The organism is Streptomyces sp. NBC_00539, from assembly GCF_036346105.1.
Taxonomy (GTDB): Bacteria; Actinomycetota; Actinomycetes; order Streptomycetales; family Streptomycetaceae; genus Streptomyces.
In genome coordinates this window covers 617526-639712 of sequence record NZ_CP107811.1, presented here as the reverse complement: position 1 = coordinate 639712, position 22187 = coordinate 617526, and the positions used below count along the sequence as shown (strand labels likewise).

The window sequence follows — 22187 nt, the reverse complement described above, 5'->3', positions numbered from 1 at the left end:
TCCCACCCGGCCACTCCACCCCCAGCCTGCCGAGCCCCGGGCTGCTCCCGCGAAGAAACGACTGTGCCCTCCTCCACGACGCCCCAGGTGCCCGGCCCCCGCCCCGCGCCCGACGCCTCCCCCGCCTCCCCGTCCGCCTCCCGCTCGCCGTGGCGTTCCCTGCGCTACCGCAGCATGCGCTGGTGGTCCGTCGCGAACTTCGTCTCCAACGCCGGAACGTGGATGCAGCTGACGGTCCAGAACCTGCTGGTGCTCCAGATCACGGGTTCCGCGGCCGCCACCGGACTGTCCATGTCCGTCCAGGCGGCCCCCGGCCTGCTGATGGGCCTCGCCGGCGGGGCCGCCGTGGACCGCTGGCCCCGCAAACTGACCGCGGCCGTCAGCCAGGCACTGCTGGGCGCCGTCGCGTTCCTGACCGCGTTCCTCGTGGCGTTCGACCAGCTCAACCTGGCCGTCCTCATGGTGCTCTCCGCCACCACCGGGCTCATCGCCACCGTCGACGGCCCGGCCTGCGCCCTGCTCGGCAACGACCTCGTCCGTACGGAGGACGTCCCCTCCGCCATCGGGGTCGGCTCCCTCGTGCACAACGCCGGACGGCTGGCGGGAGCCGCCCTCGCCGGGGTCACGGTCGCCGTCCTCGGCACCGGCGCCGCCTACGCCGCGAACGGCGTCTCCTTCCTGTTCGTCGCCGCCGTCATCCCCTTCCTCAAGGCGGCCCGGCAGAGCGGCCCCGCCGCCGAACCGCCCGCCGCTCCCGCCGCGCCGAGGGGCCAGGACGCCGCGGAGGGCATGAGCGCCCGCGAGGGCCTGATGTTCTTCCTGCGCCGGCCCCGGCTGGTGGCCCTCGCGGGCATCAGCGGCCTCAGCGCCCTGCTGGGGCGCAACTACGGCCTGACCCTCGTCGTGCTCGTCACCGGTCCCCTCGCGGGTGACGCCGCGGCCTTCGGCACGGTCTCCACCGTGCTGGCCGTCGGCGGCATCCTGGGCGCGGTGCTCGGCGCCCGGCTGCGCAAGCCCACGGTGCGCTTCGTCGGCGTGCTGGCCGCCGGCGTGGCGCTGCTCCAGGTACTGGCCGGGCTGTCGCCCTCGCTCGCCGTGCTGCTGGTGCTCGTCCTGCCGATGGCGGTGGCCGAGTCGGTGTCGGAGACGGCCGGGACCACCGTCCTGCAGACCGACCCGCCCGCCCACATGCGCGGGCGCGTGCTCGGCGTCTGGAGCAGCGTGAAGACCCTCTGGGGTCTGGCGGCGCCGCCGACGCTCGGCCTGCTGATGGAGCTGGCCGGGGTGCGGGGCGCCCTGGTGGCGGGCGGCCTGGTCGTCTTCGCCGTCCTGACCGCGGGTCTGCTGCTGCGCGGCCGGCGCAGCGGCCCGGTCGTGGTCCCGGCGACCGGCGCGCTGCTCACGCCGGTGCGCTCCGGCCTGGAGGCCGCGGCCTGACGCGGTCAGCCCGCCGGGGTGGGGGCCGGCAGGCCCCGTACCGCCTCGATGACCTCCTCCACGGTGATGCGCAGCAGGCGGGGATCGGGCAGCGAGCCGTGCGCGTCGCCCGGGCGCAGGGCGTCCTCACCCGGTCCCGGGTGCCACAGGATCCGGTGCCGGGCGCTCGGCGGCGGCCCCCACAGCCGGGGCGCCACCGGCCCGAACAGCACCACGGACGGGGTGCCCAGGGCCGTCGCGAGATGAGCGAGACCCGTGTCACCCACCACCAGGCAGCGCGCCCGCGACACGAGCGCGCACAGGTCCGCGAACGGCACGTCGCCCGTTCCGCCCAGCACCGCCCCGGGCGGCAGCCCCGCTTCCTGCGCCACCCGCCCGGCCAGCCGCGCCTCGCCCGCGCCCGCCGTCACCACGACCTCCTCACCTGATGCCCGCAGCGTGCGCGCCACGGACGCGAACCGCTCCAGGGGCCACCGCCGGGCCCCGGCGTCCGCACCGGGATGGATGACGACGGCCCCCTCCGCCGGCGACGGGCCGTCCGGCGCGGGGATCCGCAGGTCCTCGGGATCGGCCCGGACCCCGTACCAGCCCAGGAGCCGGCACCAGCGCTCCCGCTCGTGCTCGTCCGCCAGCCACTCGGGGCCCTCGATGTCCGGCGTCTCGGGATGCCGGTAGGCGAACAGCCGCCGCGGCCCCAGGCCCTGGAGCAACAGGTGGCTCGGCGGGCCGTTGCCGTGCAGGTCCACGGCGAGCTCCGGCGGCGGCCCCTCCCACGGCAGGGCGTCGGGCACCGCCCGGCCCGGCGCGGAGGCGGGCAGCAGCCGGTCCACCAGTCCGGTGGCCGCGGCGGCCTGCGCCAGCCGGGCGGGCGCCGCCAGCACGATGTCCCGGCCGGGCAGGGCGCCGCGCAGCGCCCGCAGCGAGGGCACGGCGGTCAGCAGGTCGCCCAGCCCGAGCGCCCGCAGCACGAGCACCGCGGGCCGGGGCGGGTTCCCGTGGGGGGAGTTGCGCAGGTGGTGGCTCATGGGACCTCCCGGGGAAGCGGGCACACGTCAGGGCGTCGGGGCCACGGGCCGGGCGGCCCGGGCCGCCCGGTGGGCGAGTGAGGTGGTGGAGCGGCCGTCGAGGTACGGCAGGACCACCGCCTGCCCGCCCCACCGCCGCAGCACCTCGGCCTCCGGGAGCTCCCCGGCCGAGTAGTCGCCGCCCTTGACCCACACGTCGGGCCGCAGCCGGTCCAGCAGCCGCTCCGGGGTGTCCTCCTCGAACGGCGCCACCGCGTCCACGCTGCCGAGCGCCCCCAGTACCCGCATCCGGTCCGCGAGCGGGTTCAGCGGCCGCCCGGGCCCCTTGAGGCGGCCCAGCGAGGCGTCGGAGTTGACGCACACGATCAGGCAGTCGCCGATCCGCCGGGCGCTCTCCAGCAGCCCCACGTGCCCGGCGTGCAGCAGGTCGAAGCAGCCGCCCGTGGCCACCACCGTGCCGCCGCGCGCCCTGACCTCGCGGGCCAGCGCGAAAGCGTCCCGCTCCCGGGCCCGCCGTGGCGCGGCGGCGCCGGTCTGCCACAGGGCAGGGTTGCCCGCCCCGCCGGCCGCGACGAAGGCGGCCGCCTCGGCCACCCCCCGCTCCACCGCCTCCTCCGGCAGCGCCCCGTCGGCCAGCGCCGCCGCCGTGGCGGCGGCGAAGCAGTCGCCCGCGCCGCACGGGTCGCCCTCGGCGCGGTACGGCGCCGGGACCAGCATCGGCGTCTGCGCGCCGGGCCGCGTCAGCAGCACCCCGCGCTCGCCGAGGGTCACCGCCACCGCCGCGGCGCGCCACCGCCCCGCCAGCTCCTCGCCCCGCTGCGCGTACGCCCGCAGGGAGACCCCCTCGATGTCGCTCAGCGCCCGGGTCTCGCCCGCGTTCGGCGTGACCAGACGGGCCCCGGGGACCGGGTCGTCCCCCTTGGGGTGCGGGTCCCACACCAGCGGGACCCGGGGGGCCACCGCCTCCAGCAGCTCCCGTACGGCGCGGGCGGTCCGGCGCCCGTAGTCGGCGACGAGTACCGTCCCGGCCTGCTCCAGGGCCTCGCGCACCGCGCCGGCCGGGGCGCCGGGCGTACCTCCCCCGCGGTCGATCCGGACCAGGGGGCGCCCGCCGGCCAGGACGCGGGTCTTGACCGGCAGGTCGCCGTCGAGGGGGATCTCCACCAGATGGACCCGCCCGCGCAGCGCGGTGCGTACGGTCGCGCTGGCCTCGTCCTCGCCCAGCGCGGTGACCAGGACCACCTCGCGCCCGCCCCGCGCCGCCAGCGCGGCCGCGAGACCCGCGCCGCCGGGCCGCCGCCGTGCGCCCGTGACGTCGACGACGGGCGCCGGCGCGTCGGGGGACATGCGGGTGGAGACGCCCTCGATGTCCTCGTCCAGCAGGGCGTCGCCCACCACCACGAGCGGCTGGTGCCCGCTCACGGCAGCCTCCGGAAGACGGGTACCGCCCCGGTCCGCTTCGTCCCCGCGGCGCGGTCGCGGCCGCGGGCCGCCGGACGGGCACCGCCGGGAGTGGCGGCGGCGGAGTCGAAGGCCTCGCACAGCAGGTGGACCGCCACGAGGTGGGTCTCCTGCACGGTGGCGGTGGCGGGCGCGTCGACGTGCAGCGCCTCGTGCGCGGCCTCGGCCAGCGGGTTGGGCCCGGGACCGGTCATCGCCCACACCTCCATGCCGGCGGTGCGGCCGGCGATGGCGGCCGAGATGAGGTTGGGGCTGCGGCCCGAGGTGGACAGCAGTACGAGGACGTCGCCCGGACGGCCGTGCGCCGCCACCTGGCGGGCGAACACCTGGTCGAACCCGTAGTCGTTGCCGATGGCGGTGACGCTGGAGGTCTCCGCGTGCAGGGCGATGGCCGAGTAGGCCGGGCGTTCCTGCCGGTAGCGCCCCACCAGTTCGGCGGTCAGGTGCTGGGCCTGGGCGGCGCTGCCGCCGTTGCCCGCGGCCAGCAGCCGGCCGCCCGCGGGCAGTACGGACGCGAGCCGGGCGCCCCAGTCTCCGAGCCGGCCGAGGCCGTGGCTGCGCAGCCGGTCCAGCGCGTCCTGGAGCGACTGGCAGTGCCGGTGCGCGCCGTCGAGTGCGAAGTGATCGGTCATGGCGGCCGGGCGCCGGCCCGGCCCGGGGGCCGCGGCCGTACCCGTCCCTCCTTCGGTAGTCGGTAGTGCGCGGTCGGGGTCCGGACGGGGTGGAGAAGCGCAGCCGAGCTGGAGCGCAGGTTGCGGGTCCACCCGAGGAACGAGGGCGGGCACGCGGCCGGAGCGGTAGCGAGGCGGAGCTCGACCGGGGAACGAGGCGTCAGAGGGCTCGGGCCACCGCCATGCGGGCGCTGAGCACCGAGCGGTAGGCCGCCTCGGTGGCCGCGGCGACGCTCGCCCAGCCGAACCGGCTCATCACCCGGCTCCGGCCCGCGGCACCGTACGCCTCCCGCAGGGCGGGATCGGCAAGCAGCTCGGCGACGGCCGCGGTCAGGGCCCGCGCGTCGCCGGGCGGCACCAGCCGGCCGGTGACGCGGTCGGCGACGGTGTCGCGCTGTCCGCCCACCTCACTGGCGACGACCGCCCGGCCGCAGGCCATGGCCTCCAACGGAACGATCCCGAACGGTTCGTAGTCCGCGGGGCAGAGCACCACGTCGGCGCTGCGCAGCAGGGCCGGCACCTCGGCGCTGGGCACCCCGCCGGTGAAGCGGACCCGGTCGCCGACCCCGGCGGTCCGCGCCAGGTCCCGCAGCCTGCGGACCTCCGGGTCCGCGTCGACCCGCTCCGGCGGAGGGCCGCCCGCGACGACGAGTTCCGCGTCCGGCAGGCCGGCCAGGGCGGTGATGGCGACGGCGGCCCCCTTGCGGGGGACCAGCCGGCCCAGCTGGAGCAGCCGGTACCGGTGGGGGCCCCGCTCGGCGACCGGGCCCTCGGGGGCGAACTCCTGCGGATCCACCCCGCAGGGCACCACGTCCACCTTCTCGGTGGGCACCCCCATGCCGGCCAGCTCCGCGACCTCGTCCCGGCAGGTGGCCACGACCCGGTCACAGCCGAGCCCCACCTGCACCTCGCAGGAGATCCGGGCCGGCGGGCTGGGGTCGGCGTGGCCCTGGTGGCGCCGCTTCACCGTGCCGAGCGCGTGGTAGGTGTGCAGCAGCGGCAGCCGCAGCTCACGCGCGACCTGGAGCGAGGCCAGCCCCGACATCCAGAAGTGGGAGTGCACCACATCGGGTCCCCGCTCCTGCCACTCCAGCGCGAGGTAGCGGGCGAACTCCAGCATGTGCGGGAGCAGTTCGTCCTTGGGCAGCTGCTCCGCCGGTCCGGCCGGCACGTGGTGGACCAGTACGCCCGGCCGCAGTGGTGTGGTGACCGGCAGGTCCCTGGAGTCCCACCGGGTGTACACGGTCACCCGGTGGCCGCGGTCGGCGAGCGCCCCCGCCAGACGGGCCACGTGCACGTTCTGGCCGCCCGCGTCGACTCCGCCCAGGGCGGCCAGGGGACTCGCGTGCTCGGAAACCAGGGCGATGGACAGACTGCCCGCGGCGGGGCGCGTGCGCGGCGTCATGAGCAGACCTCCGTGATCACGCGCTCCCAGTCGGCCAGGAAGCGCTTGAGTCCGTACCGTTCCAGGACGGCCTGGCGGGCCCGCGCGCCGTCCTCGGCGGCTGCCTGCGGGTCCTCCCGGTAGAGCCGGGCGGCCCGCGCCAGCACCTCGGGGCGGGTCGACAGCGTTCCCGTGCCGGGCGGTACGGCCTCCACCACCTCGGTCGTGGCCAGCGCGACGACGGGCATGCCCAGGTGCATGGCCTCCAGGAGCGAGAGCCCCAGCGAGGTCCAGCGCACCGGGTGGATGTACATCCGGCGCGCGGCCATCGCCTCGTGCAGGGCCTGCTGGGGGAGGTCGGCGCTGCGGCACTGGTCGGCCGGCACGCCCAGGTGGTCGGCGAGGCCCTCCGTGCGCATCCCGAAGACGTCGAGCGGCACCGCTTCGCCGAGCGCGGCCAGCAGGTCCGTACCGGTGTAGCGGCCTCTGCGCACGGGGTCGTTGACGACGACGGCGGCCCGGGGGAGGTGGCCCGAGTACAGGTGTCCCGGGTCGACGATCCCGTGTTCGACCACCTCGGTCCGGGTGGAGCCGCTGTCCCAGAACAGCCGGTTGAAGTGCGTGACGTGGACGAGGGTCAGGTCGTCGCGGTCGGCGAAGGGGTGCCGGGTGCAGGGGACCTCCCCGTCGGGCGCGTTGTGCTCCAGGTAGACGGCCGGCACGTCCCGGCCCGGGCGGCGGCCGCCCAGCCAGCGTTCGGCGAGCTCCGCCTCGTGCGGCCGCTGGAGGACGACCAGGTCCACGGGGCTGTCGCGGAGTTCCCCGGGCGTCACCTCCTTGACCGAGTCCGGCCAGGAGAAGGTGCGGGCCCGCCCCAGACCGTCCGGGTCGCGCCCCGGGGTCACGGGCACCAGATACGTGTGCGGCCCCTGGACGAAGGCGGTGGTCCAGGACCCGTGCACGTGCCACAGCAGGATGTTCATACCCTCGCTCCTCGCTCCGTTTCGGATGAGCCGCCCGGCCGGGCCGGCTGTGTCCCCTGTGCCGTTCCGCCGCCCAGCGTCGCCACCGCCGCCAGCACCTCCACGTCGCTCACACCGTCCAGGCAGGGGTGGCCCTCCACCGGACACCGGCGGGCCCGGGTCTGCGCGCAGCGGGCCCCCTGGTCGCCCAGCAGTACGTGCGGCACGCCGTACGGACGCCAGCGCTCGGCGGGAACCACCGGCGCGAACAGGCAGGCGACGGGGGTGCCCGCCGCCGCCGCGAGGTGCGCGGGACCGGTGTTGCCGGTGAGCACGACCCGGGCGCCCGCGAGGACGCCCGCCAGCTCCGCCAGATCGGCGGTGACGCCGCCGAGGTCCAGTGCGTGGCCGCCCGCCACCTTGGCGGTCAGGTCCTTCTCGGCCCGGCTGCCGGTGACCACCAGCCGGTAGCCCGCGCCGCTGAGCGCCTCGGCGGCCCGCGCCGCCCGCGGGGCGGTCCACGACCGGGCCGGGGCGGCCGCTCCGGGGTGCAGCACCACGTAGGGCTCCGGCCCGGTCAGGTGCGCGGTGTCGGGAGGGGTGCGCACGCGCAGCGCCCCGTCGTCGCCCCGCGGCAGCGCGAACCCGCAGTCCCGGGCCAGGTCCAGAGCGGCCAGCGCCTCGTGCCGGTGCGGCAGGCGCCGGTGACGCAGGTCCAGCAGGGAACCGGGGTAGTCCTCGCAGTCGGCGGCGGCCCAGGGGACGCCCGCCAGTTTCAGCAGCAGGGCCGCCGGCAGCGGGCTCTGGTGGTAGGAGACCAGGATCAGCGCCCTGTCGAACCGGCCGGCCGCGACCGCCTCCAGCAGCCCGGCGCACTCTCGGTGGCCGGCCGGGGCGGGTTCCAGCCCGACCCAGGGGGCGTCGTAGACCAGGACGTCGTCCACGCCCGGCAGGATCCGGGCGGCCGGCTCACCGAGCGGCCCGCAGAGCATCGCGGTGTAGGAGGACCCCGCCGCGACCGCCCGCACGGCCGGCCCGGCCAGCAGCACGTCGCCCGCGCTGTCCAGCCGCACGACCAGCGTGCGCGGCCCGCTCACGGGGCGCTCCCCGGGCCGGGCGCCGCCACCGCCGGGGTGCGGTCGCCCAGCACCAGCCGGACCGCCGCGAGCAGATCGGGCGCCGTCTCGCCGGCCGCCGCGACCTCCTGCGGCAGGGTCCGCCCGGTCGGTACGAGGACTCCCCGGGCGCCGGCCGCGCGCGCCGCCTCCACATCGGCCCCGATGTCACCGATGACGACGGTCCGCTCGGGGGGCACACCGAGGTACCGGCAGGCGGCGAGCACCAGGCCCGGAGCGGGCTTGCGGCAGGCGCAGGCGTCGCGCGGGCCGTGCGGGCACACCGCCCACACCGCGAACGGCCCGAACAGTCCGTCGACCCGCTCGCGCACCGCCAGCACCTGACGGCGCGTCAGCAGGCCGCGGGCCACGCCCGACTGGTTGCTGACCACACCCACCGGGATGCCGAGCGCGCGCACGGCGGCCACGGCCTCGCGGGCGGTGGGCATGGGCGCCACCCGCCCGGGGTCGCCGTTGTAGGGCACGTCGGCGACCAGGGTGCCGTCCCGGTCGAACAGCACGGCCTGAGGCAGGCCCGGATCGGCCTCGTGGCCCGCCCCGGTCCGGGGGGACGCCTCGAAAAGCCAGGGGCCGGGCGGAAGCGGCCGGGTCATCGCGGCACCCGTTCCCGCAGCGGTGTGCGCGGCGCCCTGGCGGTCGCCGCCTCGGGCCGGGGCCGCCACGGCAGCGCCCCGCGGTGGCGCAACTGCCCGCGCAGCCAGTGCCAGGTCGCCACCGGCGGGATCAGCACGCTGGTCACCGCCATGGACAGCACCTCCTGCCGGGTCCGCGGTCCGGGGGCGATCCGCGCCCCCGCGAACTCGGCCGTACCCGCGAGCCACCCGGCCGCGCACGCGACGGCGGCGCCGCGTCTGCCGATGACGGCGCAGGACACGGCCCCGGCGGCGGCGCCGGTGACCAGCAGGTGGCGCGGCAGCCGCCCGCGGGGCGCGCTCGCCCGGCTCCACCAGCCGCCGCCGTGCAGCCGGTTCATCAGGACGTCGTCGGCGTTGCCCGCCTGCTGGCGCACGGAGACCCAGCGGTCGGCCGGGCGCACCGGATGGGTGGTGCGGCGCAGGCCCTCGTCCAGGCTCCAGCCGGCGTCCAGGACCCGCAGGGCCAGATCGGCGTCCTCGCGGAACGCCCGGCGGAACCGTTCGTCGAAGCCGCCGACGGCGTCCAGGACTTCGGGCCGGTAGGCCATGTCGGCGGTGATCCAGCGCGCGGTGGCCAGCCCCGCGGTGCCGCGCTCCCAGTCGGTGGGGCGCCGGTCGCCGGGCAGCGGCACCGCTATCCGGGCCGAGATCCCGCCGGTCCGCTCGGAGGCCGCCGCGAGGTCGCGGGCCAGTTCCTCGCCCCACTCGGGCCCGGGCAGCACGTCGTCGTCGAGGAAGACGATCCAGTGCGCGACATCGCCCGCCTCCCGGCGGCCCGTGTTGCGGGCGGCGGCCGGACCGCGGCCGCCGCCGGGCACGGTCACGGTGACGCCGCGCAAGGACGCCGGGACCTCGACCGGCAGGGGGGTGCCGCCGGGCCGGGGGCGGTCGTCCACGAGGACGACCCGGACCGGCTTGGGCCCGGCCGAGGCGGCCAGTGCCTCCAGGCAGCGGCTCAGGCTCGGCCGGCCCAGGGTGGGCACGACCACGGCGTACGGCGGAGCCGTCCGGGCAGGGGCGTACGCGGTCATCGGGACCAGCCTTCGTCGTCGGAGCGGTCATCGGTGCGGAAGAACGAGCCGCGCCGGATCGCGTAGGGCCCGATCGCGAGGAGGTCGACGGGGGAGGAGCCGAAGCACTCCAGCGCGTCGCGCGGATCGTCCACCATGGGCCGTCCGGCCGTGTTCAGACTGGTGTTGACCACCACGGGCAACCCCGTGAGCCGCTCGAAATGGCCGAGCATCCGTGCCACCAGCGGTTCGTACGCCGCGTCCACGGTTTGGATGCGGGCGGTGCCGTCGACGTGCACGACGGCGGGGATCCGCTCGCGCCATTCGGGCGCCACGTCGTGCACGAACAGCATGTACGGGCTGGGGACGGGCCCGGTGAAGATCTCCGCGGCCCGCTCGGCGAGCACCATCGGCGCCACGGGCCGGAACTGCTCGCGCCCCTTCACGTCGTTGAGCCGCTCCAGGTTGCCCGCGTGTCCGGGGTGAGCGAGCAGCGAACGGTGGCCGAGGGCCCGCGGCCCGTACTCCGAACGCCCTTGGAACCAGGCGACGACGGCGTTGTCCGCGAGCGCCCGCGCGACGGTCTCGGCGATGTCCGGCGGCCGGTCGAAGGGCACCGCCGCCGTCTTGAGCCAGGCGCCGAGCTCGGCGTCGGACCAGTCGCGGCCCAGGTCGGCGCCGGCCATCGGCTCCGGCTCGTCCCCGGCGCCCGCGGCCAGCAGCAGCGCACCGCCCAGTGCGGTCCCCGCGTCACCGGCGGCGGGCTGCACCCACACCCGGTCGAAGGGGCCCTCGCGGGCGATCCGGGAGTTGGCGACGCAGTTCAGCGCCACACCGCCCGCCAGGGTCAGGACGCTGTCGCGGGTCTTGCCGTGCAGCCAGCGCGCCAGGTCCAGCAGCGTCTCCTCCAAGGCGGCCTGCGCACTGGCGGCGACGTCGGCGTGGTCGCGCGTCCACGGCTCCTCCGGCCCGCGGGGGGCGCACAGTTCGTGCCAGGGGACGCCGCTCGCGCGGAACCCGCCGTCGCCGGTCGGGTAGACGTGGCGGCGCAGTTCCGCCAGCATCCGCGGGGTGCCGTGGGAGGCGAGGGCCATCACCTTGAACTCGTCGGACGAGCGCAGGAACCCGAGGTGGGCGGTGAGTTCCTCGTAGACCAGGCCCAGGGAGTGCGGGAGTTCCTGCGAGTGCAAGGGCTCCAGCCGGTCGTGGATGCGGCGCGCCGCCAGGTGCGAGGCCCGCTCTCCGCGCCCGTCCAGGACCAGCACCGAGGAGGTCTCGGCGCCGGAGGCGGCGAACGCGGCGGAAGCGGCGTGCGCCATGTGGTGCGGCACGAACCTGACGAGGGCGGGGTCGAGCCCGGGCAGGGCGCTGCTCAAGAAGCCCGGCGCCTCGCGTGCGTAGGTCAGCCGCAGGTGGTCCCAGGGATCGTCCAGGCCCATCTCCGCGGCCGGCCGGGCGAGCGCCGGATCGAAGGAGTAGGCCACGGCGTCGAGGTCCTGGGGGCGCAGCCCGGCCCGGTGCAGGCACCAGGAAGCGGCTTGTACGGGCAGTTCCCAGGCGGAGAAGGGCACCGGGCGCTTGCCGTGCTTACGCCGGGAGAAACGTTCCTCCTCGGCGGCGGCGACGATGTGGCCGTCGATGACGAGTGCGGCGGCCGGATCGTGGAAGAGGGCGTTGATTCCGAGGATGCGCATGACGTGTCGGGCCTTTCGGCGGAGGGGCGCGGGGCACCGGACGGGAACGCGCCCCGGTGGGACGCGCCCTGCTGCTTCGGCGTCAGTGGTCCGGCTGATCGCGGAACCAGGCGATGGTCCGCCGCAGGCCGTCTTCGGCCGCCACCTTCGGCTCCCACTGGAGCTTGTCGCGGGCCAGAGTGATGTCCGGGCAGCGCACGCTCGGGTCGTCCGTGGGCCGTTCGATGAAGCGGATCTCGGAATCGGAGCCGGTGAGTTCGATGACCAGCCGGGCCAGCTCCAGCATCGTGATCTCGGTCGGATTGCCGATGTTGACGGGGCCCCGCATGCCGTGGGCGGCCATCGCGAGGATGCCCGCCACCGTGTCGTCCACGTAACACAGCGACCTGGTCTGGAGCCCGTCACCGGTGACCGTCAGCGGATCGCCCGCCAGGGCCTGGCGGATGAAGGTGGGAACGGCCCGGCCGTCGTAGCCGCGCATCCGCGGCCCGTAGGTGTTGAACAGCCGCACGATGGCGGTGTCCGTCCCGTGGAAACCGGCCTCGGCGGTCGTCAGCGCCTCGCCGAAGCGCTTCGCCTCGTCGTACACGCTGCGCGGGCCGACCGGGTTGACGTTGCCCCAGTAGCGCTCGTTCTGCGGGTGTTCCTGCGGATCGCCGTAGACCTCGGAGGTGGAGGCCAGCACGAAGCGAGCCTCGCAGCGGTGGGCGAGTTCCAGGGCGTTGCGGGTACCGAGGCTGCCGGCCTCCATGGTGTGCAGCGGCAGCCGCAGGTAGTCGGCCGGGGAGGCGGGGGAGGCCAGGTGGAGCACCAGGTCCGGCGGGCGGGGCACGGTGAACGGCTCCGAGACGTTGGCCCGGAACAGGGTGAAGCCCGGCCGGTCCGCCAGCGCCGCGACGTTCTCCGGCCGGCCGGTGCTGAAGTCGTCCACGCACGTCACCGCCGTGCCCGCGTCAAGCAGCGCGGTGCACAGGTGCGAACCCACGAAACCGGCACCACCGGTGACGACGGCGTGCTCCCAGCGTTGTGTCGAGACGGTGCTCATCGAAGGTCTCCTCTGGCAGGTGTGTCCGGCTCACCACCGGCCGGTTCCGGCAGGTGGCACTCCCTCAGCGGTCGCGGCGGGCGGCGGGCCCCTGGAGCCCCGGGAATTGACATCAGCCTCCGCCAGCCGGGAGGAACGGGCACTCGGGAGCACTGCATTCCGGTGAATCACGGAACGTGAACACGCGGGGGTCCGGCGCGGGGGTGGGGCACGGGGGTGGGGCAGCGGGTCGGTCGGGGCGCGGCGCTCCGGCGCGGCGCTCCGGCTCCCGCACCGCGCACCGCCCGGCGGCATGAATCACGCCGTACCGGTCAGACGCCCGGTGTGAAGCTCAAGAACCGGGTCGTCGTCATCACCGGGGCCTCCAGCGGCATCGGCCGCGCCACCGCCCTGGCCTGCGCACGGCGCGGCGCCCACGTCGTGCTCGCCGCCCGCAGCGCCCGGGAACTCGACCGGGTGGCGCAGCAGTGCGCGCGCCGCGGCGGTCAGGCGCTGGCCGTACCCACCGACGTGACCGACCCCGAGGCCGTGACCGCCCTCGCCGCGGCCGCCACCGCCCGTTTCGGCCGGATCGACGTCTGGGCCAACGTGGCCGGCGTGGGAATCCTGGGCCGGTTCGACCAGACGCCCCCCGGCGAACTGCGCCGGCTCCTCGACGTCAACGTCATCGGCGCCGTCAACGGGGCCCGGGCCGCCGTGCCCGTCATGCGCGGGCAGGGCGAAGGCGTCCTCATCGACGTCGCCTCCCTGCTCGGCGCGGTGGTACAGGCCCCGTACATGTCGGGTTACGCGATGTCCAAAGCAGCCCTCGTCACCTTCGGCGAAGGGCTGCGCACGGAACTCGGCCTCATGGGGGCGAGCGGCATCAGGGTGTGCACGGTGCTCCCCGCCGGTGTCGACACGCCCTTCTTCCGGCACGCCGCCAACCACACCGGCCGCGAGCTGCGCTCCCTGCCGCCCGTGGCGACACCCGAGCGGGTCGCCCGCACCCTCACCGCCGCGATGCGCCACCCCCGCCCCCGCGTGCTGGTGGGCCCCTACGCCCGGTCCCTGGCGGCCGCCCACGCCCTCGCACCGAACCTGACCCGCGCCACCCTCGCCCGGCGCACCGAGCACCGGTACCTGGACCCCGCCGCGGACACTCCCGACTCCCCGGGCAACCTGCGCGAGCCGTCCGGGCGGAGCGCGGCGGTACGCGGCGGACGCGGCAGCGGCTGGCGCACGGCGGTGCGCAGGACGGCGGCCGCCACGGCCCTGGGCTGTACGGCACTGCTCGGCGCCCGGGCCGCCACCCGCCGGCGGCCCACCTGATCGATCCGGCACCGTATGAACCCCGCCGCCCGGGGTAGGCGCCGGGCACCCGTGCCCCCGAGCCCTGGAGGAGCCATGGCAGTGCAGCACCGGCTCATACGCCGTCCACCCGCCTGGCTGTGGGACGTCCTGCGGGACGGCAGCCGGTACGCCGACTGGGTGGTCGGCACCGAGGAGTCCTGGGAGGCCGGCGGACACTGGCCGATGGAGGGCGCCACCATCGGCTACAAGGTCAAGGTCGGCCCGTTCACCTACGAGGGAAGGACCGTCGTACGCGCCTGCGAGCCGCCGGACCGGCTCGAACTGGAGGCGATGGCGGGAAAGGGCGGCAGCGCCCGCATCGCCCTGGAGATCAAACCCTGGGGCAAGGACACGCTCGTCATCATCGACGAACACCCCCTGCGCGGCCGCAACGGCTCCTTCCACAACGCCGCCATCGACCTCCTCGTCCAGCTCCGCCACCGCAGCATGCTCGGGCGCCTGGCCCGGGCCGTCGAGTCCAAGGGGGCCCGGCCCGATGGCGACTCCTGACGCGGTGGTCATCGGCGCCGGCCCCAACGGCCTGGTCGCGGCCAACGTACTGGCCGACGCGGGCTGGCGGGTCGTCGTCCTGGAGGCGGCCCCCGAACCCGGCGGGGCGGTCCGCAGCGACCGCGGCCTCGACCCGGACTACGTGCACGACCTGTTCAGCGCGTTCTACCCGCTCGCGGCAGCCTCCCCGGTGATCCGGGCCCTCCACCTGGAACGGCACGGGCTGCGCTGGAGCCGCGCCCCGGCCGTGGTCGCCCACCCCCTCGAAGACGGCCGCTGCGCCGTCCTCGGCAGCGACGTCCACGACACCGCGGCCTCGGTCGAAGCCTTCGCGCCGGGGGACGGGGCCGCCTGGGAGCGGCTCTACGCCCTCTGGCAGCGCATCGGCGACGACGTGCTGGGATGCCTGTTCACCCCTTTCCCGCCCGTCCGGGCGGGACTCAGGCTCGCGGCGCGGCTGCGCGCGGCCGAGGGGCTGCGGGTGGCGCGCACCATGCTGCTTCCCGCGCGGAGGCTCGGCGAGGAGGAGTTCGCCGGAGAAGGCGCCCGGCTGCTGATCGCCGGCAACGCGCTGCACGCCGACCTCGGACCCGAGTCCGCCCTCGGCGGCGGCTTCGGCTGGCTGATGTGCATGCTGGGCCAGACGTACGGCTTCCCCGTGCCCGTCGGCGGCGCCCGGGCCCTCACCGATGCCCTGGTGCGCCGGCTGGAGGCGCGCGGCGGGACCCTGTACTGCTCGCGGGCCGCCACCCGCGTCGTGGTCCGCGGCGGCCGCGCCGTCGCGGTGCGCACCGAGGACGGCGTCGAGATCCCCGCCCGCCGGGCCGTCCTCGCCGACGTCCCCGCCCCGCTCCTGTACGAGCGGCTGGTGGGGGAGGAGCACCTGCCCGCGCGGCTGCGCTCCGATCTGCGGCGCTTCCAGTGGGACTTCGCCACCGTCAAGGTGGACTGGGCCCTGTCCGGGCCGATCCCCTGGGCCTCGGAGGGCGCCCGGCGCGCCGGGACCGTCCACCTCGCCGAAGGCCTGGACGAACTGACCCTCTTCTCCGCGCAGATCGCCATGAGCCAGGTCCCCCTCGTGCCGTTCGTGATCCTGGGTCAGATGACCACCGCGGACCCCAGCCGCTCCCCGCGGGGCACCGAGTCCGCGTGGGCCTACACCCACGTCCCGCAGGCCATCACCGGGGACGCCGGGCAGGACGGCGCGGCCGCCATCACCGGCAAGTGGGACGAACGGGAGAAGCAGGAGATCGCCGCCCGCGTCGAAGCGCAGGTCGAGCGCTACGCCCCGGGCTTCGGCGCCACCGTCCGCGCCCGCCGCGTGCTCGCACCCCCCGACCTGGAGCGCCTCAACCCGGCCCTGATCGGCGGCGCCGTCAACCAGGGCACCACCAACCTGCACCAGCAGCTGCTCCTGCGCCCCGTCCCGGGCACCGGCCGCCCCCGCACCCCCGTCCGCGGCCTCTACCTCGCCTCGGCCACCGCCCACCCCGGCGGCGGCGTGCACGGGGCCCCCGGCGCCAACGCCGCCCGTACGGCCCTGCGCTCGCGGCGCCTGCGGGGCGCCCCCGGGTCCTGAGAGGCGACGCCCGGCCCCCTGTGCTGCACTGGGCTGTGGACGTGCGGCTTGCGAGAGAGGACTCCGTGACGATCGAGCGCGAGCGAGGCAGCCGACGCATGCTGATGGGCCTGCTCGCGGCCAGTCACCTCCTGCCGATGGAACTCGTACCGGTGAAGGCCCGCGCCCACGCGGAACACGCCGGATTCAGCGACTTGTACGTCTACGTGGCCGACGTACAGGGGCGTGTGCTGCGGCTGCTCACCGGAGAGGGAGTCGCCGGGCCCCCGCCGCCCGCCCGCGCCGCGGACACCGAGGTCCCGGTCGAAGGCACCCTCGCGGGCCGCTCCTACCAGCACGGGGAGATCGTCCCCGTGACGGGGCCGGGCGGCCTCCAGTGGTGGGTGCCCATGCTGGACGGCACCGAACGCCTGGGCCTGCTCAGGCTGACCACCCCCTACGACGACGAGATGGCCCGGCAGGACGCCGAGTCCCTAGCCTCGCTGCTCGCCCTGCTGATCGTCACCAAACGGGACCACAGCGACTCCTACGCCCGCCTCGTGCGCTCCGCGCCCATGAACGTCGCCGCAGAGATGCAGTGGCACCTGATGCCCCCGCGCACCTACGCGGACGGCCGGGTGGTGATCGCGGCCGCGATGGAGCCCGCGTACCAGGTCAGCGGCGACGCCTTCGACTACGCCATGGCCGGCCCCGTCGTCCACCTGTCGATCTTCGACGCCATGGGCCACGACACCGCCGCCGGGCTCGCGGCCAACCTCGCGGTCGGCGCCTGCCGCAACTCACGCAGGCAAGGGTCGGACCTGGTCGGCATGAGCGAACGGGTGGAGGAACTGCTGATCGAGCAGTTCAGCCACCGCTCGTACGTGACCGGCATCCTCGCCGACCTCGACACCGCCACCGGCGAGCTGACGTGGGTCAACCGGGGCCACCACCCGCCCCTCGTCATCCGGGGCGGCCGGTGGACCACCCAGCTGGCCTGTCCGCCGGCCCACCCCATGGGCACCGACCTCGGACTGCCGGTCACGCCCTGTCGCGAGCAGCTGGAGCCCGGTGACCGCCTCGTGCTGTACACCGACGGCATCACCGAGGCCCGCCGCCCCGGCTCGAACGAGTTCGGCCTGGAACGGTTCACCGACTTCCTCATCCGCCGGCACGCCGACAGACTGCCCGTGCCGGAAACCCTGCGGCGCCTCATCCAGGCGGTCATGGACCACCACGAGGGGTACCTGGGCGACGACGCGACCATCCTGCTGTGCGAATGGCTCGGGCCGACCGCCGTGCCCGCGCGGGAGGCCGCGGCGCTCACCGGCCTGACCGACCAGGAGGAGTGAAGCGACACCCGCGCACCCGATCCCGGCACACCCGTTCCGGGAGCCCGTCAGGAGTCGGCACGTGAACAAGAGCGCCTTGAGCCTGAACGTCCGGGAGGCGGACGGCCCCCGGCGGGTCGTCGCGCTCACCGGCGCCATGGACTGGCACACCGCCACCCAGCTGCGCGAGGAGGGCGTGCGGCTGCTCGCCGACAGCCCGCACCTCGTCCTGGACGTCTCCGCCGTCACCTTCTGCGACTCCTCCGGGCTCAGCGTCCTCGTACAGCTGCGCCGCCGAGCCGTGGGCGCGGGCGGATCGGTGGTCCTCACGCGCGTGCCCGGACACCTCCTGCGGCTGCTGGAGATCAGCGGGCTGGGCCCGGTCTTCCTCGGCGACGGCGCCGGGCACCCCCCGGAGCAGGACGGCCCCCACGGCTCCCGGTGAGCCGTCAGCCCCGGGGCGGCAGCCGGTGCAGCCGGACCCCTGACAGCCGGCCGCCGGCGGCCACGGCCGTCATGTACGTGGGGAAGGGCTGGCGGCGCCGGTCGGTGGGAGAGCCGGGGTTCAGCAGCCGCAGACCCCCGGGCGTGGTGGTGTCCCAGGGGATGTGGCTGTGGCCGAACACCAGGACGTCCAGATCGGGGAACCGCCGCTCGCACCGCGCCTCCCGCCCGGCGGCGGCCCCCGTCTCGTGCACCACACCGACGCGCACGCCCTCCAGTACGGCTCTCGCCACCTCGGGCAGCCGCGCGCACAGCGCCGGGCTGTCGTTGTTGCCGTGCACCCCGATCAGCTCGCGGGCATGGCCGGCGACCAGCGCGTAGGCGTCCTCGTCGACCCAGTCACCCGCATGGATCACGACGTCCGCCCGCCCGCACTCCTCGACCAGGGCGGACGGGAGCACCTTGGCGCGCGCCGGCAGGTGGGTGTCGGAGATCAGCAACAGGCGCATGCCGCCACGGTACGGTCATCCGCCCGACGCGGCCTGCGAGCGCAGCTGCGCCCAGGCCGTCTCCTTCAACGCGGGATCCAGCAGCACGTCCGCCGCCGTACAGGCCAGCGCCCGCGCCGAGGCGAGCATCGCCCGTCGTCCCCGGGGAGCGGCCGCGGCGAGCGCGAAGCCCGGGGTGTGGTCGGAGCCCGGCTCGTCCATGATGGCCACGAACGGGTGGATGGCCGGAACCCGGTGGCTGACGTCACCGATGTCCGACGAGCCCAGGTACACCCCCGGCGCCGGATCCCCGACCGCGATGCCGGCCCGCCCGATGTGGTGGGTGAACCGGTCGGACAGCGCCCGGTTGTTGCGGAAGTGCCGGTAGCCCGTACCGACCGGGGTGACCTCGGCCTTGGTGCCCGTCGCCCCGGCCACACCCTGGGCGCAGGATTCGAGTTCCGCCGCCAGTTCCTCCAGCGCGCCCGTCGTCGCCCCGCGCAGCCCGAACAGACCCTCCGCGTAGGCGGGTACGACGTTGGTGGACTCGCCCCCGTCCGTCACGATGCCCTGGACGTGCGACCCGGCGGGAAGCCGCCGGCTGAGGACGGCGGTGGTATTGAACAGCTGCACCAGGGCGGCGAGCGCGTCGATGCCCTCCGTCGGGTTGCCGGTCGGGTGGGCGGCGCGGCCGTGGAACCCGACCCGGAGCTGACGCTGCGCCGTCAGCGGCGCCCACGCCCAGCTGTGCACCCCCGGATGGAACATCAGCGCGGCGTCGACGCCGTCGAACACCCCCGCCGACACCAGCTCCACCTTGCCGCCGCCGCGCTCCTCGGCCGGCGTCCCCACGGCCAGGACCGTGCCCCCGCCGTCGCCGAGGGCCGCCCGTACCGCGGCCGCCGCGCCCAGCCCGGCGGCCGCGATCAGGTTGTGGCCGCACGCGTGCCCCAGGCCGGGCAGCGCGTCGTACTCCATCAGCAGGGCCACCCGAGGCCCTTCCCCGCCTCCGGAGCGGGCGACGAACGCGGTCGGCAGCCCGGCCGTGCCCCGTTCGACGGTGAACCCCTCCCGCTCGAACTCCGCGCTTAGCAGCGCGGACGAGCGGTGCTCCGCGTAGGCGGTCTCGGGATCCCGGTGCAGGGCGCAGCTGATGTCCCAGAGCCGGTCGGCGCGCCGGGCCACCTCCTCCTCGATCCGGTCGTACAGGGCCTCGTGGTCGTGTGACACATGTCCTCCGATGTCAGGGGAGCGGCGTTCCGCCGGTGGCGTTGAGGATCTCCGCGGTGAGGTAGCTCGCCTGCGTCGAGGCGAGGAAGACGTAGGCGGGCGCCAGTTCCGCGGGCTGGGCCGGACGGCCCAGCGGTGACTGCGCGCCGAACTCGGCGGTGTCGGGCATGGTGGCCGGGATCAGCGGGGTCCACACGGGCCCGGGCGCCACGGCGTTGACCCGGATCCCGTCGGACGCCGTCATCTGCGCCAGCCCCTGGGTGAAGGTGACGATGGCGCCCTTGGTCATCGCGTAGTCCAGCAGCGGCGGGCTCGGCTTGTAGGCCTGCACCGAGGTGGTGTTGATGATGCTCCCGCCGGACGGGATGTGGGGGAGGGCCATCTTCGACAGCCAGAACATCCCGTAGAGATTGGTGCGCACGACCCGGTCGAACTGCTCGGTGGTGATCGCGGAGATCCCCTCCGGCTGCGCCATCTGGTAGGCGGCGTTGTTCACCAGCACGTCGATCCGGCCGAACTCGGTGACCGCCCGGTCCACCAGCGCCCGGCACTGCTCCTCCTCGCGGATGTCACAGACCACGGCCACCGCCTTGCGGCCCGCCTCCTCCACCAGGCGCTCGGTCTGCCGGGCGTCTTCCTCCTCCTCGGGAAGGTAGGTGAAGAGCACGTCGGCGCCCTCGCGGGCGTAGGCGATCGCGACCGCCCGGCCGATGCCGGAGTCCCCGCCCGTGATCACGGTCTTGCGGTCCTCCAGCAGGCCGTGGCCCCGGTAGGACGTCTCGCCGTGGTCGGGCACCGGCTCCATCGGGCCGGTGCGTCCCGGGTGCTCCTGGTCCTGTTCCGGGAAATCCGGCCGGGGGTACATGGTGGTGGGGTCAGGGGCCCCGCGCTTGCGTTCCACGTGGCACAACCTCCTCGGTGAGCGCTCCACCACCCCCGCTCCGGGGGCAGGCCGAAGCGCGCGGACGCTGGCGCGCGTGCCCCGGTACGGTGCGGCTAACCGCTCGCCGCTGTCCCAAACCCGGACGAACGCTGTAAACCCGGCCGGTAGGAGTGGCTCCCGCTGGGTAGGCCGTGGGGAGGGAAGGCCCCAGCAGTGGAGTGCCGAGCAGCACGGAGGAGCGAACGGATGCCGAACGAGCGAGCGGGCCAGCAGGCGCGGGCGGAGGACCTCATCGACGTGTCCCGGCTGGTGACCGCGTACTACGCCCTGCACCCGGATCCCGCGGATCCGGACCAGCGCGTCAGCTTCGGCACCTCGGGGCACCGCGGATCGTCCCTCGCCACCGCCTTCAACGAGGACCACATCGCGGCGACGAGCCAGGCCATCTGCGAGTACCGGGCCCGGCAGGGCGTGGACGGGCCGCTGTTCCTCGGCGCCGACACGCACGCACTGTCCGAACCCGCCCGGGTCACGGCCATCGAGGTGTTCGCCGCCAACGGCGTGGCGGTGCTCCTCGACACCGCCGACGGCTACACGCCCACGCCCGCGGTCTCCCACGCCATCTTGACCCACAACCGCGGTCGCAGCGGGGCCCTCGCGGACGGGGTGGTCGTCACGCCCTCGCACAACCCGCCCGGCGACGGCGGGTTCAAGTACAACCCGCCCCACGGCGGACCCGCCGGATCGGACGCGACCGGCTGGATCCAGGAGCGGGCCAACGAGATCATCGCCGGCGGCTCGAAGGAGGTGCGCAGACTGCCGTACGCGCGGGCCCTCGCGGCCGCCACCACCGGCAGGTACGACTTCCTGGGCGCCTACGTCCGCGACCTGCCCTCCGTGCTCGACCTCGACGCCGTCCGCGCGGCGGGCGTGCGCATCGGCGCCGACCCGCTCGGGGGCGCCTCCGTCGCCTACTGGGGACGCATCGCCGAAGAACACCGGCTCGACCTGACCGTCGTCAACCCGGAAACCGACCCCACCTGGCGGTTCATGACGCTCGACTGGGACGGGAAGATCCGTATGGACTGCTCCTCCCCGTACGCGATGGCCTCCCTGATCGAGGGCCGGGACCGGTTCGACCTGACGACCGGCAACGACGCCGACGCCGACCGCCACGGCATCGTCACGCCGGACGGCGGCCTGATGAACCCCAACCACTACCTCGCCACCGCGATCGACTACCTCTACCGCCACCGCGAGGGGTGGCCGGTCTCCGCGGGCATCGGCAAGACACTCGTGTCCTCCGGGATGATCGACCGGGTGGCCGCCGACCTCGGCCGCGAGCTGGTGGAAGTTCCCGTCGGCTTCAAGTGGTTCGTGGACGGGCTGTCCGGCGCCACCCTCGGGTTCGGCGGTGAGGAGTCGGCCGGCGCCTCCTTCCTGCGCCGCGACGGCTCCGTGTGGACCACCGACAAGGACGGCATCCTCCTCGCCCTGCTCGCGTCGGAGATCCTCGCGGTGACGGGACACAGCCCCTCCGAGCGGTACGCCGCGCTCACCGCCCGGTTCGGCGAGCCGGCGTACGCGCGCGTCGACGCCCCGGCCACCCGGGAGGAGAAGGCGGTGCTCGGCCGGCTCTCCCCGCAGCAGGTCACCGCGGACACGCTGGCGGGTGACCCGGTCACCGGGGTGCTGACCAGCGCCCCGGGCAACGGCGCGGCGTTCGGCGGGATCAAGGTGACCACCGGTCACGCCTGGTTCGCGGCCCGCCCCTCGGGCACCGAGGACGTCTACAAGATCTACGCGGAATCGTTCCGCGGCCCCGGACACCTCGCCGAAGTGCAGGAAGCGGCGCGGTCGGTGGTCGCGCAGGCGCTTTCCGCCTGAGCCGCCCGCGGCCGGGCCGGACCGGGGACTGCCGGTCCGGCCGGCCGCGCGGGAGGATGGGAGC

20 protein-coding genes are annotated in these 22187 nt (G+C 75.5%); 7 read left to right on the top strand and 13 right to left on the bottom strand.

Features of this window, described 5'->3' with window-relative positions; all coding sequences use genetic code 11:
* The first annotated feature begins 174 nt into the window (after nucleotides 1–174).
* Nucleotides 175–1437 carry an MFS transporter gene (locus OG861_RS03075; RefSeq protein WP_443064473.1) on the top strand — a complete coding sequence of 421 codons (1263 nt, stop codon included), beginning with the start codon at nucleotides 175–177 and terminating at the stop codon, nucleotides 1435–1437.
* A 5-nt stretch (nucleotides 1438–1442) separates the two neighbouring features.
* Here the strand turns inward: OG861_RS03075 and OG861_RS03070 are convergent, their stop codons facing one another.
* The 10 genes from OG861_RS03070 to OG861_RS03025 all read right to left on the bottom strand — a co-directional run bounded on the left by OG861_RS03070 (nucleotide 1443) and on the right by OG861_RS03025 (nucleotide 12460).
* Complete coding sequence (locus OG861_RS03070) at nucleotides 1443–2462, bottom strand: glycosyltransferase family 9 protein (RefSeq protein ID WP_330261162.1); 1020 nt, start codon at nucleotides 2460–2462, stop codon at nucleotides 1443–1445.
* Nucleotides 2463–2489: 27 nt separating this feature from the next.
* Nucleotides 2490–3884, bottom strand: a complete 1395-nt coding sequence (gene rfaE2, locus OG861_RS03065; RefSeq protein WP_330261161.1) for a D-glycero-beta-D-manno-heptose 1-phosphate adenylyltransferase — start codon at nucleotides 3882–3884, stop codon at nucleotides 2490–2492.
* The gene (locus OG861_RS03060) at nucleotides 3881–4555 is read right to left on the bottom strand and encodes a D-sedoheptulose-7-phosphate isomerase (RefSeq protein WP_330261160.1); all 675 of its coding nucleotides are present in this window, start codon (nucleotides 4553–4555) and stop codon (nucleotides 3881–3883) included. The genes rfaE2 and OG861_RS03060 overlap by 4 nt, the downstream gene beginning before the upstream one ends.
* 199 nt (nucleotides 4556–4754) lie before the next feature.
* A complete protein-coding gene (locus OG861_RS03055) occupies nucleotides 4755–5999 on the bottom strand; it encodes a glycosyltransferase (protein WP_329200777.1) in 1245 nt (414 codons plus the stop codon).
* Nucleotides 5996–6961, bottom strand: a complete 966-nt coding sequence (locus OG861_RS03050; protein ID WP_330261159.1) for a glycosyltransferase — start codon at nucleotides 6959–6961, stop codon at nucleotides 5996–5998. Before OG861_RS03050 ends, OG861_RS03055 begins: the two co-directional genes overlap by 4 nt.
* Entirely contained in the window at nucleotides 6958–8037 is a 1080-nt protein-coding gene (locus tag OG861_RS03045; protein ID WP_329200780.1) for a glycosyltransferase family 9 protein, read from the bottom strand. The genes OG861_RS03050 and OG861_RS03045 overlap by 4 nt, the downstream gene beginning before the upstream one ends.
* Complete coding sequence (locus tag OG861_RS03040) at nucleotides 8034–8669, bottom strand: D-glycero-alpha-D-manno-heptose-1,7-bisphosphate 7-phosphatase (protein WP_329200782.1); 636 nt, start codon at nucleotides 8667–8669, stop codon at nucleotides 8034–8036. The genes OG861_RS03045 and OG861_RS03040 overlap by 4 nt, the downstream gene beginning before the upstream one ends.
* Nucleotides 8666–9742 carry a glycosyltransferase family 2 protein gene (locus tag OG861_RS03035; protein ID WP_330261158.1) on the bottom strand — a complete coding sequence of 359 codons (1077 nt, stop codon included), beginning with the start codon at nucleotides 9740–9742 and terminating at the stop codon, nucleotides 8666–8668. The genes OG861_RS03040 and OG861_RS03035 overlap by 4 nt, the downstream gene beginning before the upstream one ends.
* On the bottom strand, nucleotides 9739–11415 hold the full coding sequence (locus OG861_RS03030) for a carbamoyltransferase family protein (RefSeq protein WP_329200786.1): 1677 nt from the start codon (nucleotides 11413–11415) through the stop codon (nucleotides 9739–9741). Before OG861_RS03030 ends, OG861_RS03035 begins: the two co-directional genes overlap by 4 nt.
* Nucleotides 11416–11497: 82 nt before the next feature.
* The gene (locus OG861_RS03025) at nucleotides 11498–12460 is read right to left on the bottom strand and encodes a UDP-glucuronic acid decarboxylase family protein (protein ID WP_329200788.1); all 963 of its coding nucleotides are present in this window, start codon (nucleotides 12458–12460) and stop codon (nucleotides 11498–11500) included.
* Between the two features lie 324 nt (nucleotides 12461–12784).
* Between OG861_RS03025 and OG861_RS03020 the strand changes: the two genes are divergently transcribed.
* The 5 genes from OG861_RS03020 (at nucleotide 12785) to OG861_RS03000 (ending at nucleotide 17636) form a co-directional block, all read left to right on the top strand.
* Nucleotides 12785–13771: an SDR family NAD(P)-dependent oxidoreductase gene (locus tag OG861_RS03020; RefSeq protein ID WP_329200790.1), complete on the top strand. Its 987-nt coding sequence runs from the start codon at nucleotides 12785–12787 to the stop codon at nucleotides 13769–13771.
* A 75-nt stretch (nucleotides 13772–13846) separates the two neighbouring features.
* The gene (locus tag OG861_RS03015; protein WP_329200792.1) at nucleotides 13847–14302 is read left to right on the top strand and encodes an SRPBCC family protein; all 456 of its coding nucleotides are present in this window, start codon (nucleotides 13847–13849) and stop codon (nucleotides 14300–14302) included.
* Nucleotides 14289–15881 (top strand): phytoene desaturase family protein, encoded by a 1593-nt coding sequence (locus OG861_RS03010; RefSeq protein ID WP_330261157.1) that lies wholly within the window; start codon nucleotides 14289–14291, stop codon nucleotides 15879–15881. The genes OG861_RS03015 and OG861_RS03010 overlap by 14 nt, the downstream gene beginning before the upstream one ends.
* A 98-nt stretch (nucleotides 15882–15979) precedes the next feature.
* Entirely contained in the window at nucleotides 15980–17212 is a 1233-nt protein-coding gene (locus tag OG861_RS03005) for a PP2C family protein-serine/threonine phosphatase (protein WP_330261952.1), read from the top strand.
* 61 nt (nucleotides 17213–17273) lie between these two features.
* The gene (locus tag OG861_RS03000) at nucleotides 17274–17636 is read left to right on the top strand and encodes an STAS domain-containing protein (RefSeq protein WP_330261156.1); all 363 of its coding nucleotides are present in this window, start codon (nucleotides 17274–17276) and stop codon (nucleotides 17634–17636) included.
* 4 nt (nucleotides 17637–17640) lie between these two features.
* Here the strand turns inward: OG861_RS03000 and OG861_RS02995 are convergent, their stop codons facing one another.
* Genes OG861_RS02995 through OG861_RS02985 form a run of 3 tightly spaced genes read right to left on the bottom strand, consistent with a single transcriptional unit; the run spans nucleotide 17641 to nucleotide 20218 of the window.
* Nucleotides 17641–18144, bottom strand: coding sequence for a metallophosphoesterase family protein (locus tag OG861_RS02995; RefSeq protein WP_330261155.1), 504 nt, complete (start codon nucleotides 18142–18144; stop codon nucleotides 17641–17643).
* Between the two features lie 15 nt (nucleotides 18145–18159).
* The gene (locus tag OG861_RS02990; protein WP_329200799.1) at nucleotides 18160–19353 is read right to left on the bottom strand and encodes an amidohydrolase; all 1194 of its coding nucleotides are present in this window, start codon (nucleotides 19351–19353) and stop codon (nucleotides 18160–18162) included.
* A gap of 13 nt (nucleotides 19354–19366) precedes the next feature.
* On the bottom strand, nucleotides 19367–20218 hold the full coding sequence (locus OG861_RS02985; protein WP_330261951.1) for an SDR family oxidoreductase: 852 nt from the start codon (nucleotides 20216–20218) through the stop codon (nucleotides 19367–19369).
* 264 nt (nucleotides 20219–20482) lie between these two features.
* On the opposite strand from OG861_RS02985, the gene pgm reads away from it, so the two are divergent.
* Nucleotides 20483–22123: a phosphoglucomutase (alpha-D-glucose-1,6-bisphosphate-dependent) gene (pgm, locus tag OG861_RS02980; protein ID WP_330261154.1), complete on the top strand. Its 1641-nt coding sequence runs from the start codon at nucleotides 20483–20485 to the stop codon at nucleotides 22121–22123.
* Nucleotides 22124–22187 lie beyond the last annotated feature (64 nt).

Bases quoted from the DNA above. Each gene is read 5' to 3' on its own strand.
- OG861_RS03055 (WP_329200777.1), bottom strand. From the start codon at position 5,999: ATGACGCCGCGCACGCGCCCCGCCGCGGGCAGTCTGTCCATCGCCCTG.
- OG861_RS03050 (WP_330261159.1), bottom strand. From the start codon at position 6,961: ATGAACATCCTGCTGTGGCACGTGCACGGGTCCTGGACCACCGCCTTC.
- OG861_RS03040 (WP_329200782.1), bottom strand. From the start codon at position 8,669: ATGACCCGGCCGCTTCCGCCCGGCCCCTGGCTTTTCGAGGCGTCCCCC.
- OG861_RS03025 (WP_329200788.1), bottom strand. From the start codon at position 12,460: ATGAGCACCGTCTCGACACAACGCTGGGAGCACGCCGTCGTCACCGGT.
- OG861_RS02985 (WP_330261951.1), bottom strand. From the start codon at position 20,218: ATGTACCCCCGGCCGGATTTCCCGGAACAGGACCAGGAGCACCCGGGA.
- OG861_RS03075 (WP_443064473.1), top strand. From the start codon at position 175: ATGCGCTGGTGGTCCGTCGCGAACTTCGTCTCCAACGCCGGAACGTGG.
- pgm (WP_330261154.1), top strand. From the start codon at position 20,483: ATGCCGAACGAGCGAGCGGGCCAGCAGGCGCGGGCGGAGGACCTCATC.
- OG861_RS03015 (WP_329200792.1), top strand. From the start codon at position 13,847: ATGGCAGTGCAGCACCGGCTCATACGCCGTCCACCCGCCTGGCTGTGG.
- OG861_RS03070 (WP_330261162.1), bottom strand. From the start codon at position 2,462: ATGAGCCACCACCTGCGCAACTCCCCCCACGGGAACCCGCCCCGGCCC.
- OG861_RS03060 (WP_330261160.1), bottom strand. From the start codon at position 4,555: ATGACCGATCACTTCGCACTCGACGGCGCGCACCGGCACTGCCAGTCG.
- OG861_RS03010 (WP_330261157.1), top strand. From the start codon at position 14,289: ATGGCGACTCCTGACGCGGTGGTCATCGGCGCCGGCCCCAACGGCCTG.
- OG861_RS02995 (WP_330261155.1), bottom strand. From the start codon at position 18,144: ATGCGCCTGTTGCTGATCTCCGACACCCACCTGCCGGCGCGCGCCAAG.
- OG861_RS03035 (WP_330261158.1), bottom strand. From the start codon at position 9,742: ATGACCGCGTACGCCCCTGCCCGGACGGCTCCGCCGTACGCCGTGGTC.
- OG861_RS03005 (WP_330261952.1), top strand. From the start codon at position 15,980: ATGCTGATGGGCCTGCTCGCGGCCAGTCACCTCCTGCCGATGGAACTC.
- OG861_RS03030 (WP_329200786.1), bottom strand. From the start codon at position 11,415: ATGCGCATCCTCGGAATCAACGCCCTCTTCCACGATCCGGCCGCCGCA.